Origin of the sequence: Nonomuraea ferruginea, from assembly GCF_039540635.1 — a bacterium.
Lineage (GTDB): Bacteria > Actinomycetota > Actinomycetes > Streptosporangiales > Streptosporangiaceae > Nonomuraea > Nonomuraea ferruginea.
In genome coordinates, this window is record NZ_BAABFD010000011.1 from 191,053 (window position 1) to 203,288 (window position 12,236).

A 12,236-nucleotide genomic window follows, 5' to 3' on the forward strand; every position below is an offset into this window, starting at 1 on the left:
TTCCCTCCGATCGTTTCCGGGCGCCTACCCGTGGGGGATCGGGCGAATCGTGCTGCGATTCCCGGATGGGCCGCTTGTTCCGGCCCATCCGGAACGGCCGAGAAGGGACCGCTCAGCGGGATTTCCGCATCAGGGCCGCCGCGCCCGCCGCCGCCGCGGCCGCCAGGGTGAGCATGACCGACCGGCGGTGCTGGGAGAGCCAGAGCTGCGGGCTGCGGTGGTGGCCGCGGTCGTCGAAGCCGCCGTGCGCGCCGTGGTCCTGATGCTCGTCGGCCGGCTCCCACAGGTTCGCGGCGCCGCTCGAGGGCTGCCCGTCGGTCTGCTGCGCCTGGACGCCGGTCCTGGCCAGGTAGCGGTCCACCAGCGCGGGGGCGGCGCGCTGGGCCAGGAGGGCGGCCGCGGTGGTGCCGCCGACCCAGTACTCCTTGCGTTCCGGGTGCGCGGCCGCGTACACGACGCCCCGGGCGGCCACCTCGGGCTGGTAGATCGGGGGCACCGGCTGGGGATGGCGGCGCAGCTTGGACAGCACCCAGTCGAACTGCGGCGTGTTCACCGCCGGGAGCTGGACCATCGTGACCCGGACATCGCTCCCTTCCGCGAGCAGCTCGGTGCGCAGGGACTCGGTGAAGCCCCTGATGGCGTGCTTGGCGCCGCAGTACGCCGACTGCAGGGGGACGGCCCGGTGCGCCAGGGCCGAACCCGTCTGCACGATCGTGCCCCGGTTCCGGGGGCGCATCAGGTCCAGGGCGACCTTGGTGCCCCAGACGTAGCCCAGGTAGGTGACCGCGGTCGCGCGCTCGTACTCCTCGGGGGAGATGTCGGCGAACCGGGCGAACACCGAGGAGAACGCCGAGTTGATCCATACGTCGATGGGGCCCAGCTCGGCCTCGATCCGCTCGGCGGCCTTCCTGACCTGCTCGTAGTCGGCGACGTCCGCCTCGTAGACCTGGCCGACGCCGCCGGCCGCGCCGACGTCGACCGCCGCCGCGCCGAGGCCCGTGGTGCCCCGGGCGATGAGCGCCACCTTGGCGCCCTTCGCGCCGAGCTCGCGCACCACCGCCCTGCCTACCCCGCCGCTCGCGCCCGTGACGACGACCACCCTGTCCTGGAGGATGTGGGGAGCCATGGGCGAGTCAGCCGATCTCTCCGACGTCACTGTCCTTCTGCTTGCGTACGGCCCGCCAGATGTTGATCACCGTGAGAATCGCCAGGACGATGGTGATCCCGGTCATGACCCAGGCCTTCGCGATGAGGCTGAGCACGCACATCGCGAACAGGAACACCAGGATGAACGAGCCCACCCTGATGTGGACCACGTCCCGCGGCGTGGCGGGGACCATCGCATGGCCCTTCTTGTCCCTTGTCTCGACCCAATCCTTGTTGTCGCTCATGTAGCTGCACCTGCCCGAGCCGTTTGCCGCCTAACACGCCGGGTAGCGCGGCAGACGTGCCCGAGCTGCATCCCAGCGACCAGAACGAACCCGGGATCACCCGGCGCCGTCGAGGCCGCGGGTTCAGCTATCACGGACCCGGCGGAGAGACCGTCCGCGACCATGCGACGCTGGCCAGGATCAGGGCGCTGACGATCCCGCCGGCCTGGACCGACGTGTGGATCTGCGCCTCGCCCCACGGGCACCTGCAGGCGGTCGGCACCGACGCGGCCGGGCGCCGCCAGTACCGCTACCACGACCTGTGGCGGCAGCAGCAGGACGAGGCCAAGTTCGACCGGGTGCTGGAGCTGGCCGACCGGCTGCCCGCGTTCAGGAAGAGCGTCGACGAGCAGCTCAGGGGCCGCGGGCTGACCAAGGAACGGGTGCTGGCCGCCGCCGCGCGGCTGCTCGACATCGGCTTCTTCCGCGTCGGCGGCGAGAGCTACGACTCCTACGGCCTGGCCACGCTCCGGATGGAGCACGTCGTCTGCTCGCGCAACACGATCACCTGCTCGTACCCGGCCAAGGGCGACGTGCCGCGTGAGATCCGGGTGGCCGACCCCGGCGCCTGCCGGGTGGTCCGGTCGCTGAAGTCCCTGAGCGCCGAGGGGGAGCTGCTCCGCTACCGGGGCGAGAACGGCTGGGTGGACGTGCGCAGCGAGGACATCAACGACTACCTGCGCGAGACCATCGGCGAGTTCACCGCCAAGGACTTCCGCACCTGGCACGCCACGGTGCTGGCCGCCGTCGGGCTGGCCGTCTCCCGCATGGCCGAGAGCGACACGGCCAGGAAGCGGGCCGTCACCCGGGTCATGCGGGAGGTCGCCGAGTATCTCGGCAACACCCCCGCCGTGGCGCGGGCCTCGTACGTGGATCCGCGGGTGATCAGCGCGTACGAGGAGGACAAGACGATCGGTCACGCGCTGACCGAGCTGGGAGCCGGCGTGGACCCGGGGAAGCTGGCCACGCACGGCAAGGTGGAACGAGCCGTCATCAACCTCCTTCGCACCGTTTGAGCGGTTCTTTGCCGGGCATGCGCGGCAGGGAGTATAGGGAGGGAAGCGATGGAAGCTCCGCAGTACGTCGCGGCCCGCGTCCAGGCGGCGCTGGCTGAGGACCGCCGCACGCATGAGCTCGGCATCCGTGTCGACGTGAGAGGCGATCAGCTTTTCCTGCGCGGCCAGGTGAGCGGGGCCGAGCAACGTGAACGGCTCGGCGAGGTGGCCAGGGAGGCCGCTCCCGACCTTCACGTGCACAACGAGATCAACGTCGTCGAGGTCGGCAGGCCAGGGGAGGTAGAGCATCTTGACTGAACTGCGCATCGCGGCCGTGGGAGACATCCACCTGGGTGAGGACGTGCGCGGCCAGTACCGCAAGAGCCTGGACGGCATCGGGGACCGCGCCGACATCCTCATGGTGGCCGGCGACCTGACCCGGCACGGCACGCTGGAGGAGGGCAGGGTGGTGGCCGACGAGCTGCGCGACCTGCCGATCCCGGTCGTGGCCGTGCTCGGCAACCACGACTACCACTCCGACATGCAGCACGAGATCGCCAGTGAGCTGCGCGACGCCGGCGTCATCGTGCTGAACGACGACAGCGCGGTCATCGAGTGCGACGGCACGCGGCTCGGCGTGGTCGGCGGCAAGGGCTTCGGCGGCGGGTTCGCGGGCAAGTGCGCGAGCGAGTTCGGCGAGCGCGAGACCAAGAACTTCGTCCGCCACACCCGGCTGATCGCCGAGTCCTGGCAGCACGCGCTGAAGGAGATCGACGCCGACCGCCGGGTGGTGCTGTCGCACTACTCTCCGATCAAGGAGACGCTGGAGGGCGAGCCGCTGGAGATCTACCCGTTCCTGGGCAGTTACCTGCTCGCCGAGGCGGTCGACACGGCGGGTGCCGACCTGATCCTGCACGGCCACGCGCACAGGGGCACCGAGAAGGGCATGACCTCCGGCGGCATCCGCGTGCGCAACGTCGCCCTGCCGGTGCTCGGCGCCGCTTACGCGGTCTACTGCCTGGCCGACGAGTAGCCGTTCATGGTGAAACCCTTCCCGGAGACCGGGAAGGGCTTCTTCGGCGTACAACTCCTTCTTCATTTATGGCAATTCATCGGGCCGGTGATAAACACCGGCCCGACGAACGAGCGTGTGGGGCGTCAGAACACGCCCTACACATTGAAGATGCTGACCCCACCGGGGCCGACCAGGAACCCGAGAACGATCAGGACGATCCCCCAGAGGAGATCGCGACGGGCCAGAATCACATAGATGCCGGCGATGACGAGAATTACCGCGATGATCCAGAGCAAAGTAGCCATGACACAGCCACTGCCCTCGTGGCGGGACCTTTAACATTCGATGTGCCGCCGATATTTTCCTCTTTCATGAGGCGGACCTGGCGAGCTTGGCGTACGCGAACTGCAGCCAGTCGGAGGCGGCCACCGCCGTCATCGCCGCTCCCACCAGCCTGGTCGCGCGCGGCGCGAACACCAGGCCGATGGCGTAACCCGTGGCCGCCCACTGGGCGATGCAGAACGGGCAGCTCACCAGCTCGCCGACCGTGTTGCGCGGCTCCTCCTTCAACTCCGACGGCCCGCTCACGCCCTCGAACCGGGTGAACGGCGCCCTGATCGGGCTGGTGACCGGATCCTTGGCCAGGAGGCGGGCGAGCTTGTGCGTGCAGGCCGCCATCAGGGCCACGTCCATCGGCCCGATCCGCTCCGGCGGCCGCCTGCCGGTGAGCTTCGCCGCGACGGCCGCCGCCGCCACGACCGTCCCGTACACGCCGATGATGCGGGCGTAGGTGCCCAGGGGACGATCATGCTCGCCTTCGTACTCCTGCCCGGTCTTTTCCAGGTACTCCGTCATGGGGTCGCGGCTACCCTTCGGCCGTCGGTTCACGCGCCGGGACAGGCCTATTCGAAGGGCCTGAGGGTAGCCCGCTCTCATGAGCAGTCATAGTCATGAGGTCACTGACGCCATCCTTGACACGCTCAAACGGGCGAGCTCCGGTTTGAAGGACGCGGGCGTGAAATTCGCCTTGGCGGGAGGGTGCGCTGCGTACGCGCGCGGCGCGGCGCCGTCCCTGCACGACGTGGACTTCGTGGTCACCGAGCACGACGTGCCCGCGGCTCTGGAAGCGCTGCGGGGCATCGGTTTCCGGACGGCCAAGCCGCCCGAGGACTGGCTGGTCAAGGCGTACGACGACGGCAAGCTGGTGGATCTGATCTTCAAGGTGTCCGACCGCCCGGTCACTGACGAGTTGCTGGACCGGGCCGAGCCGATGAAGGCGTCGGCGGTGATCGTGCCGGTCCTGGAGGCCACGGACCTGGTGATCTCCTGGCTGATGCCGCTGTCGGAGCACGCCTGCGACTACGGCGCGCTGCTGCCCCAGGTCAGGGCGCTGCGGGAGCAGGTGGACTGGTCCAGGGTCGCGGCGGTGACCGGGTCCTCCCCGTACGCGGCCACGTTCCTGACCCTGCTCGAACGGCTGGCCGTGCTGGAGAAGCCGGTCGAGCCCGCGGGTGACACCTCCTGGCCGTGAGCCACGGGGGAACCGCCGTGGGCCGCGTCGTCGGGCGTGGCCTTTTCGATGTCCCCGGGCGAGCTCGCCGATATCGGGATGAACGCTGCTTTCCGTCCCGGCTAAGGTGAGCCCGTGCCGCGATTGATCTGCTCCCCTCCTCCCGCCCGCTAGCGGGCGGCATTTCCTGATTTTCCGGGTCTGACCGATCCGGGGGTGGCTGCTGCCCGCATCCGGGCCCTTCTCCACCACTCCCATCCGGAGCGATCTGTCATGACCCAACTGTCCATCCGGCGTGCCACCGGGTACGTCGTCACGGCCGCGGCTGCGTGGGGCACCGGCGGCGCGGCGGGATCCCTGCTGTTCGCCGCGGGCGGCTTCGACGCCCTCGACGTCACCTTCTGGCGCTTCCTCCTCGGCGCCGCGTTCCTCCTGCCCCTGCTCGGCGGGGCGTCCTGGCGGCTGGACCGCCACGTGCTGGTCGTCGGCGCGGGCATGGCCGTCTACCAGGCCGCCTACTTCGCGGCCATCGCGCGCTCGGGGGTCGCGGTGGCCACCGTGATCACCATGGGCGCGACGCCCGTGTTCACCGCCCTCGGCGGGCGTCTTCTCCTCGGCGAGCGGCTCGGCCGGTCCGGCCTCGCCGCACTCCTGGCCGCCCTGACGGGACTCGCCCTCCTGATGGCGGGCTCCCCGGAGGCGCCGGGCGGCTCCGGGGCGGGGGGCGCGCTCGGCGGGGCCGGGTTCGCGCTGCTGTCGGCGTTCGGTTACGCCGGGGTGACGTTGTTGTCACGGCGGCTCGGCACGGCGGAGGAGCCGGGGGACCCGCTGGCCACCGCCGCGGCCGGGTTCCTCGTGGGGGCCGCGTGCGTGCTGCCGTTCGCGCTGGCCGGCGGGGTGCTGCCCCGGCTGAGCTGGGAGAGCGCGGCGCTGCTCGCGTTCCTCGGCGCGGTGCCCACCGCGCTGGCCTACGGGCTGTTCTTCCGCGCGCTCACCGCGCTGAGCGCCACCACCGTCGCCATCGTCTCCCTGGGCGAGGCCGCCTTCGCTGCCCTGATCGGGGTGGCGTTGCTCGGTGAGCGACCCGGCCCCGCGGGCTGGGCCGGATGCGCGTTGCTGCTGCTGGCCGGGGTGTTCCCGGCCCGGCGGGCACGGGGCTAGCGGACGGGCGAGTGCGGTCCGTCGTATGGGTTAAGGTCCGTACGGCGGACCGCTGCGCCCCGGCGCGAGGGAACGGCGCCGGCGAAGCGCGCGTTGGAGGAACTGTGGCCTCGATAACAGGAATCGTCAGGAACCTTCTGGACCGCCCCGGAGGGGCGAACCTGAGCCCCTACCGGAAGGTCGTCAAGGCCGCCGCCGGGCACGCCGACCGCCTCAAGACGCTCGACGAGCTGCCCCGGCCCGACATGAGCGACCTGGCCGCGTTCTGCGCCGTCGCCAGGGAGGCGGCCGACCGCACCCTCGGGCTCCGCCCGTACGACGTGCAGTTGCTCGGCACGCTCGCGCTGCTCGACGGCAAGGTCGCGGAGATGGCCACCGGCGAGGGCAAGACGCTCTCCGGCGCCATGGCGGCCGCGGGCTACGCCCTGAAGGGCAGGCGGGTGCACGTCATGTCCGTCAACGACTACCTCGCCAGGCGCGACGCCGAGTGGATGGCCCCCTTCTACGAGGCCATGGGGGTCACCGTCGGCTGGCTCGACCAGAACTCCACGCCCGCCGAGCGGCGCGAGGCGTACGCGAAGGACATCACCTACGGGCCGGTCAGCGAGATCGGCTTCGACGTGCTGCGCGACCGGCTGCGCACCGACGCGAGCGAGCTGATCGTGCCGGAGCCGGACGTGGCGCTGGTCGACGAGGCCGACTCGGTCCTGGTCGACGAGGCCAGGGTGCCGCTGGTGATGGCCGGCTCGTCCGACGCCGGCAACACCGTGCCCGAGATGGCGGTGCTGGTCCGCACACTCGTCCGCGGCTACCACTACGAGATCGACGAGCAGGCCCGCAACGTCTACCTGACGCCCAAAGGCGCCGAGACCGTCGAGAAGCGGCTGGACGTCGAGCTCTACGACCAGGACGAGCCCGGCACGCTGATCGAGCTCAACCTCGCCCTGCACGCCCACGCCCTGCTCACCCGCGACGTCGACTACATCGTGCGCGACGGCAAGGTGCAGCTCATCAACCCGTCGCGCGGCCGGGTGGCGGTGCTGCAGCGCTGGCCGAACGGTCTGCAGGCGGCGGTCGAGGCCAAGGAGGCGCTGCCCGCCAGCGACAAGGGCGAGATCCTCGACTCGATCACCATCCAGGGCCTGATCAGGCGCTACCCGCGGGTGTGCGGCATGACCGGCACCGCCGTCGCGGTGCACGAGCAGCTCGGCGAGTTCTACGGGCTGAAGGTCGCGGTGATCCCGCCGAACCGGCCGTGCGTCAGGGAGGACGAGCCCGACCGGATCTACCCGACGGTGCCGGAGAAGGAGTCGGCGCTGGTCGAGGAGATCCAGCGGGTGCACGAAACCGGCAGGCCCATCCTCATCGGCACGCTCGACGTGGCCGAGTCGGAGAACCTCGCCGACCTGCTGCGCCGCCGCGGCCTCGAACCGGTGGTGCTCAACGCCAAGAACGACGCGGAAGAGGCCGCCATCATCGCCAGGGCGGGCGAGCGCGACGCGATCACCGTGTCCACCCAGATGGCCGGCCGCGGCACCGACATCCGTCTCGGCGAGGGCGTCGCTGAGCTGGGCGGCCTGTACGTGATCGGCTCCGGCCGCCACGCCAGCAGCCGCCTGGACGACCAGCTCCGCGGCCGGGCGGGCCGGCAGGGCGACCCGGGCGGCTCGGTGTTCTTCGTCGGCCTGGAGGACGAGCTGGTCACCCAGTTCGCGCCCGACGAGCGGCCGCCCGCCGCCGACCCCGACGGCCTGGTGCGCCACCGCCGCGCCGCCTACATCGTCGGTCACGCCCAGCGCATCGCCGAGGGCGTCAACCTGCAGATCCACCGCAACACCTGGCGATACACCCGGCTGCTCGAGCAGCAGCGCGAGCTCATCCTGGAGTGGCGCGACAAGGTGCTCCACACCGACTCGGCGGCCCGCGCGCTGGCCGCGGCCCACCCCGAGGAGTGGGCGGCGGCGCCGGAGGACACCCGCGAGGAGACGGCCCGTCAGATCGTGCTGCACGCCATCGACACCTGCTGGACCGAGCACCTCGCGTTCCTGCACGACCTGCGCGAGGGCATCCACCTGCGGGCGCTGGGCCGGATGAGCCCGATCGACGAGTTCCAGCGGGAGGCGGTGGCCGAATACAAGACGCTCCAGGCGGAGATCGAGCGACGGTCGCTGGAGGCGTTCCAGGCCCCCGAGCCCGACCTGAAGCGTCCCGAGGCCACCTGGACCTACCTGGTGCAGGACAACCCGTTCGGCACCGAGTGGGACCGCATCCTCAAGCGGATCAAGGGCGGCCCCGCCCGTACCTGACAGTAGTTGGCAGGTATGCCTGGCAGGCTGCGGAGCATGACGACGAAAGCGAAGCTCCTCGCCACGACCATCGACTGCGCGGAGCCGAAGAAGCTGGCGGAGTTCTACCACCAGCTGACCGGCCTGCCCATCCAGTACTCGGAGGACGAGTACGCCGCCGTGGGCGACGGCACGACCAACATCTACTTCGGCAGGGTGCCCGACCGCGAGCCCGTCCCGTGGCCCAGCCCCGCCAAGCAGTTCCACTTCGACTTCCGGGTGCCCGACGTGGAGAAGGCCGTCGAGGAGTACGTCGCGCTCGGCGCCACCAGGCCGGAGTTCCAGCCGGGCGTCACCGACGAGGGCGTGGGCTGGATCGTGATGCAGGACCCGGAGGGCCACGCGTTCTGCGTCTGCCCAGAGAAGTCCTGAACCCGGAGGGCCAGATCACGGCCCCCTTAAGGGGAAGAATGGCCTAAAGGATGATTCGGGGCTGGCGCGTACCCTCTAAGCTGGGGCAATGCTCCAAGGATCTCCTCCCCTCCGAGCACGCCCATGACCTGGATCGGCGTGCTCATCGCGCTGGCGGGCGCTCTCGGATACGCGCTGGGGGCGGCGCTGCAGCAGTACGAAGCCGTGGCCGAGGGTGCGTCGCTCAGGCTGATGCGGCGCCCCCGATGGTGGATCGGCGGCGTCATCGGGTTCACCGGCGCGTGCCTCCACGCGGTCGCGCTGAGCTTCGCGCCGCTGGTGGCGGTCCAGCCGATCAGCGTGGCGACGCTGGTGTTCGCGGTGCCGCTGGCCGCCTTCATGTACGGTCGCAAACCGTACAAGGCGGAGATCTTCGGCTCGATCGCGGTGGCGGTGGGCCTGCTCTGGCTGATGATGCTGGTGCCCCACCAGGACGTCACGCCCCGGCTGAGCGACGGGGCCGCGCTCGGGTTCATCGGCGTGATCACGCTGATCGCGCTGGCCACGCAGGTCGCCGCCGCCCGGGTGCGCGGGCCGGTCAGGGCGATGCTGCTGGCGATCGGCGCGGGCGCGGTCACGGCCAGCGTCTCGACGTTCGTCCGGGTGGTGGGGGGCGGCCTGGAGGGCGACCTCGGGCGGCTGGTCCACTGGTTCACGCTGGCCATCCCGGTGCTGCTGATCTTCGCGGTGGTGCTGCTGCAGCGCTCCTACGCGGTCGGCTACTTCGGCATCGCCTACGCGGGCGTGCAGGTGGTCGACCCGATCACGTCGGTGATGGCCGGCGCGCTGCTGCTCGGCGAGTCGTTGCCGACCAGCCCGTCCACCGCGATCCCCGCCGTGTGCGCGGCGGCGCTGACCATCGCCGGCACGATCACGCTCGGCCGTCTCGCACCCGATCACTCCCGGCCGGCGCCGGTGGCCGCCACCGCAGAACCCCGTCCATTTGCCGCAGCATCAGATCTGGCGTGACCCGCGTGGCCAGCGACATGCCCAGGTCGCGCAGGGCCACGGCGAGCGGGTTGCGCAGCTTGGTCGTCCGGCAGATGCTCATGGCCTTGCGCACGATCCCGGCGGTGCGGCTCAGCCTGGCCTCGGTGTAGGCGGCCAGGTCGCCCCCGGCGAGGTGGGCGAGCACGACCGCGTCCTCGATCGACTGGCAGGCGCCCTGGCCCAGGTGGGGCGTCATCGCATGGGCCGCGTCGCCCACCAGCGCCACCCGCCCCGCGTGCATCGCGGGCAGCGGCTCGCGCAGGTAGTAGAGGTCGTTGCGCAGGACGTGGGCCGGGTCGGCGGTGCGCAGCAGCTCGGGGATCGGCTCGTGCCAGCCGCCGAACCTGCGCACCAGCTCCGCCCTCTCGTCACCGGCGGCGCCGCCTGCGGGCGCGACGTCGGTGGCGTAGAAGTACACCGTCTTCTCGTCCAGCGGGTGCGCGCCGAACACCAGCCCCCGGCCCCAGGTCTCGCTGTTGCGCGGAGGCGCGGCCGGCATGGGCGCCAGGCCGCGCCAGGCCGTCACCCCCGAGTAGACCGGCCCGGGATGGCCGGGGAAGAGCGCCCGGCGGGTCGGGGAGTGGATGCCGTCGGCCGCCACGACCAGGTCGCCGGTGAACTCGCCGGCGTCCGTCCGCACGGTGCCCGTGGCGGCGTCCACGCCGGTGACCGTGGTGCCGAGGCGTAGCCGGTCGGGCCCGAGGGCCTCGGCCAGCAGGTCCACCAGCTGGGCGCGGAGCAGCACCACGGCCGTCCGGTCGCCGTAGCGCTCCTCGGCCGCGCTGCCGCTGGTGTGGGTGAGCCAGCGGCCGTCGGGCCTGCGGATCCCGATCTGCCCCTGCATCCTGGCGCGCGCCCGCACCGGGTCGCCGAGCCCTACGGTGTCGAGGGCGCGCAGCGCGTTGACCGCTATGGCCAGCCCGGAGCCGACCGGTTCGAGCTTCGGCGTCCGCTCCAGGACGGTGACGTCCCATCCCTTGCGGTCCAGGGCGACACCCGCGGTCAGCCCTCCGATGCCGCCACCGATGACGATCGCTTTCATGTCCATCCCCTCACTACTCCTGTAGTGGCAACATACTACGCCCGTAGTTTGGACTACAAGCGTAGTATCGGGGTCCGTGAAGCGATCCGAGGCCGTGGCGGAAGCGGCGATCACCCTGCTGGCCGAGCGGGGCATGCGCGGGCTGACCCATCGGGCGGTCGACGAGGCCGCCGGGCTGCCGCCCGGGTCCACGTCCAACGTGGCCCGCACCCGCGCCGCGCTCCTGGAGCTCACCCTGTCGCGGCTCACCGACCTGGAGGAGCGGCTGTTCTCCGGGGCGATGGGCGACGGGCCGCCGCCGGGCGCCGACCTGACCGAGCTGCTCGCCGGAGTGCTGACGGCCCAGCTGCGCGACCGGCGGCGCACGCTGGCCCGCTACGAGCTGGCGCTGGAGGCGACCAGGCGGCCGGAGCTGCGGGAGATCTACGACCGGGCGGGCCGCCGGTTCCGCGATCCCGCCGTCGCCCTGCTCGCCGCCGCGGGCTCGCGTGATCCGGTACGGCACGGCCGCCAGCTCGTGGCGTTCGCCGAGGGCGTCATGTTCGACGTCATCGCCGGCGCGGGCGCCGAGCCGTCGCCGGACGACCTGCGGGCCGGCGTGCGGGATCTGCTGAGAGGCATGCTCGCCGACCAGGGCGACGGCCGGAGCGCCGCCGGCCGGAGCCGGCGGCGGCAGGGCTGACACCGGGACGGCGGCGGGGCGGGCCGGGCGTCAGCCGGTGAGGCGGGCGCGGTGGGACGGCCATTCGTCGTCGAGGATGCCGAAGCAGGCCGTGTCGCGCCAGGTGCCGTCCGGCCTGCGGCGGTGGCGGCGGAGCGTGCCCTCGTGCAGCCCGCCGATCCGCTTGATGGCGGCCTGGGAGCGCAGGTTGAGCGCGTCGGTCTTGAGCAGCACCCGGTTGTGGCCGAGCTTGTCGAAGGCATGGTCGAGGAGCAGGAGCTTGCAGGAGGTGTTCACGGCCGAGCGCCAGTGGGCGCGGCCGTACCAGGTCCAGCCGATCTCGACGCTCTCGTCGAACCCCGGCACGTCGCAGTAGGCGGTCCAGCCGACCGCCCGCCCGGTCTCCTTGAGCAACACGGCCAGCGGCACATGCCTGTCGTCCTCGATCAGCGCCCGGGCGGCCGCCGCCAGCTCCTCCTCGGCGCGCGGGGTGGCGATCGGCATCCACCGCCACACCTCGTCGTCACCGCCGCCCGCGGCGAACAGGTCCGGCACGTGGCCGGGGGAGAGGGGTTCCAGCCGGACGACGTCGTTCTCCAGCGTCACGGGTGCGGGAAGGTGTGCGGTCATGGCGGTGACCTTACGGGGGACCGGTCCGTACGGGAGAGAGCCACCT

Annotated in this window: 15 protein-coding genes; 9 read left to right on the forward strand and 6 right to left on the reverse strand. The window is 71.6% G+C overall.

Going from position 1 to position 12,236, the window contains the following annotated elements; genetic code table 11:
- Positions 1-112: 112 nt before the first annotated feature.
- Complete coding sequence (locus ABD999_RS21765) at positions 113-1,126, reverse strand: SDR family oxidoreductase (RefSeq protein ID WP_271275391.1); 1,014 nt, start codon at positions 1,124-1,126, stop codon at positions 113-115.
- 7 nt (positions 1,127-1,133) lie between these two features.
- A complete protein-coding gene (locus ABD999_RS21770) occupies positions 1,134-1,391 on the reverse strand; it encodes a hypothetical protein (RefSeq protein ID WP_271275390.1) in 258 nt (85 codons plus the stop codon).
- 56 nt (positions 1,392-1,447) lie between these two features.
- Here ABD999_RS21770 and ABD999_RS21775 point away from each other — a divergent pair, with 56 nt between their 5' ends.
- From ABD999_RS21775 to ABD999_RS21785, 3 genes are read left to right on the forward strand one after another with little or no spacing between them, the layout of a single operon-like run.
- Positions 1,448-2,446: a DNA topoisomerase IB gene (locus tag ABD999_RS21775; protein ID WP_271275389.1), complete on the forward strand. Its 999-nt coding sequence runs from the start codon at positions 1,448-1,450 to the stop codon at positions 2,444-2,446.
- 48 nt (positions 2,447-2,494) lie between these two features.
- On the forward strand, positions 2,495-2,743 hold the full coding sequence (locus tag ABD999_RS21780) for a BON domain-containing protein (protein ID WP_148029583.1): 249 nt from the start codon (positions 2,495-2,497) through the stop codon (positions 2,741-2,743).
- Entirely contained in the window at positions 2,736-3,458 is a 723-nt protein-coding gene (locus tag ABD999_RS21785) for a metallophosphoesterase family protein (RefSeq protein ID WP_219543759.1), read from the forward strand. The genes ABD999_RS21780 and ABD999_RS21785 overlap by 8 nt, the downstream gene beginning before the upstream one ends.
- Before the next feature lie 137 nt (positions 3,459-3,595).
- On the opposite strand, the gene ABD999_RS21790 is transcribed toward ABD999_RS21785, so the two are convergent.
- Both ABD999_RS21790 and ABD999_RS21795 read right to left on the reverse strand, forming a co-directional pair.
- Complete coding sequence (locus ABD999_RS21790) at positions 3,596-3,745, reverse strand: GPGG-motif small membrane protein (protein ID WP_020543887.1); 150 nt, start codon at positions 3,743-3,745, stop codon at positions 3,596-3,598.
- Between the two features lie 64 nt (positions 3,746-3,809).
- Entirely contained in the window at positions 3,810-4,295 is a 486-nt protein-coding gene (locus ABD999_RS21795) for a DUF1360 domain-containing protein (RefSeq protein ID WP_148029584.1), read from the reverse strand.
- Positions 4,296-4,374: 79 nt separating this feature from the next.
- Between ABD999_RS21795 and ABD999_RS21800 the strand changes: the two genes are divergently transcribed.
- The 5 genes from ABD999_RS21800 (at position 4,375) to ABD999_RS21820 (ending at position 9,836) form a co-directional block, all read left to right on the forward strand.
- Complete coding sequence (locus ABD999_RS21800; RefSeq protein WP_271275388.1) at positions 4,375-4,971, forward strand: nucleotidyltransferase; 597 nt, start codon at positions 4,375-4,377, stop codon at positions 4,969-4,971.
- A gap of 252 nt (positions 4,972-5,223) precedes the next feature.
- A complete protein-coding gene (locus ABD999_RS21805; RefSeq protein ID WP_148029586.1) occupies positions 5,224-6,111 on the forward strand; it encodes a DMT family transporter in 888 nt (295 codons plus the stop codon).
- Between the two features lie 104 nt (positions 6,112-6,215).
- Positions 6,216-8,417 carry an accessory Sec system translocase SecA2 gene (secA2, locus tag ABD999_RS21810; protein WP_378525186.1) on the forward strand — a complete coding sequence of 734 codons (2,202 nt, stop codon included), beginning with the start codon at positions 6,216-6,218 and terminating at the stop codon, positions 8,415-8,417.
- A gap of 36 nt (positions 8,418-8,453) precedes the next feature.
- Positions 8,454-8,828, forward strand: a complete 375-nt coding sequence (locus ABD999_RS21815; RefSeq protein ID WP_148029587.1) for a VOC family protein — start codon at positions 8,454-8,456, stop codon at positions 8,826-8,828.
- A 123-nt stretch (positions 8,829-8,951) separates the two neighbouring features.
- Positions 8,952-9,836: a DMT family transporter gene (locus tag ABD999_RS21820; RefSeq protein ID WP_148029588.1), complete on the forward strand. Its 885-nt coding sequence runs from the start codon at positions 8,952-8,954 to the stop codon at positions 9,834-9,836.
- Here ABD999_RS21820 and ABD999_RS21825 read toward each other — a convergent pair.
- Entirely contained in the window at positions 9,739-10,899 is a 1,161-nt protein-coding gene (locus ABD999_RS21825; RefSeq protein WP_271275387.1) for an FAD-dependent monooxygenase, read from the reverse strand. The two genes, ABD999_RS21820 and ABD999_RS21825, sit on opposite strands and share 98 nt — an antisense overlap.
- A 76-nt stretch (positions 10,900-10,975) precedes the next feature.
- On the opposite strand from ABD999_RS21825, the gene ABD999_RS21830 reads away from it, so the two are divergent.
- A complete protein-coding gene (locus ABD999_RS21830) occupies positions 10,976-11,581 on the forward strand; it encodes a TetR/AcrR family transcriptional regulator (protein WP_271275386.1) in 606 nt (201 codons plus the stop codon).
- Positions 11,582-11,611: 30 nt separating this feature from the next.
- Here ABD999_RS21830 and ABD999_RS21835 read toward each other — a convergent pair whose 3' ends face one another.
- A complete protein-coding gene (locus ABD999_RS21835) occupies positions 11,612-12,190 on the reverse strand; it encodes a GNAT family N-acetyltransferase (protein ID WP_219543764.1) in 579 nt (192 codons plus the stop codon).
- Positions 12,191-12,236: the final 46 nt, after the last annotated feature.

Excerpts from the sequence above, each read along its gene's own strand:
- ABD999_RS21765 (WP_271275391.1), bottom strand. The coding sequence starts at position 1,126 with ATGGCTCCCCACATCCTCCAGGACAGGGTGGTCGTCGTCACGGGCGCG.
- ABD999_RS21770 (WP_271275390.1), bottom strand. The coding sequence starts at position 1,391 with ATGAGCGACAACAAGGATTGGGTCGAGACAAGGGACAAGAAGGGCCAT.
- ABD999_RS21780 (WP_148029583.1), top strand. The coding sequence starts at position 2,495 with ATGGAAGCTCCGCAGTACGTCGCGGCCCGCGTCCAGGCGGCGCTGGCT.
- ABD999_RS21790 (WP_020543887.1), bottom strand. The coding sequence starts at position 3,745 with ATGGCTACTTTGCTCTGGATCATCGCGGTAATTCTCGTCATCGCCGGC.
- ABD999_RS21795 (WP_148029584.1), bottom strand. The coding sequence starts at position 4,295 with ATGACGGAGTACCTGGAAAAGACCGGGCAGGAGTACGAAGGCGAGCAT.
- ABD999_RS21800 (WP_271275388.1), top strand. The coding sequence starts at position 4,375 with ATGAGCAGTCATAGTCATGAGGTCACTGACGCCATCCTTGACACGCTC.
- ABD999_RS21805 (WP_148029586.1), top strand. The coding sequence starts at position 5,224 with ATGACCCAACTGTCCATCCGGCGTGCCACCGGGTACGTCGTCACGGCC.
- ABD999_RS21815 (WP_148029587.1), top strand. The coding sequence starts at position 8,454 with ATGACGACGAAAGCGAAGCTCCTCGCCACGACCATCGACTGCGCGGAG.
- ABD999_RS21820 (WP_148029588.1), top strand. The coding sequence starts at position 8,952 with ATGACCTGGATCGGCGTGCTCATCGCGCTGGCGGGCGCTCTCGGATAC.
- ABD999_RS21825 (WP_271275387.1), bottom strand. The coding sequence starts at position 10,899 with ATGAAAGCGATCGTCATCGGTGGCGGCATCGGAGGGCTGACCGCGGGT.
- ABD999_RS21835 (WP_219543764.1), bottom strand. The coding sequence starts at position 12,190 with ATGACCGCACACCTTCCCGCACCCGTGACGCTGGAGAACGACGTCGTC.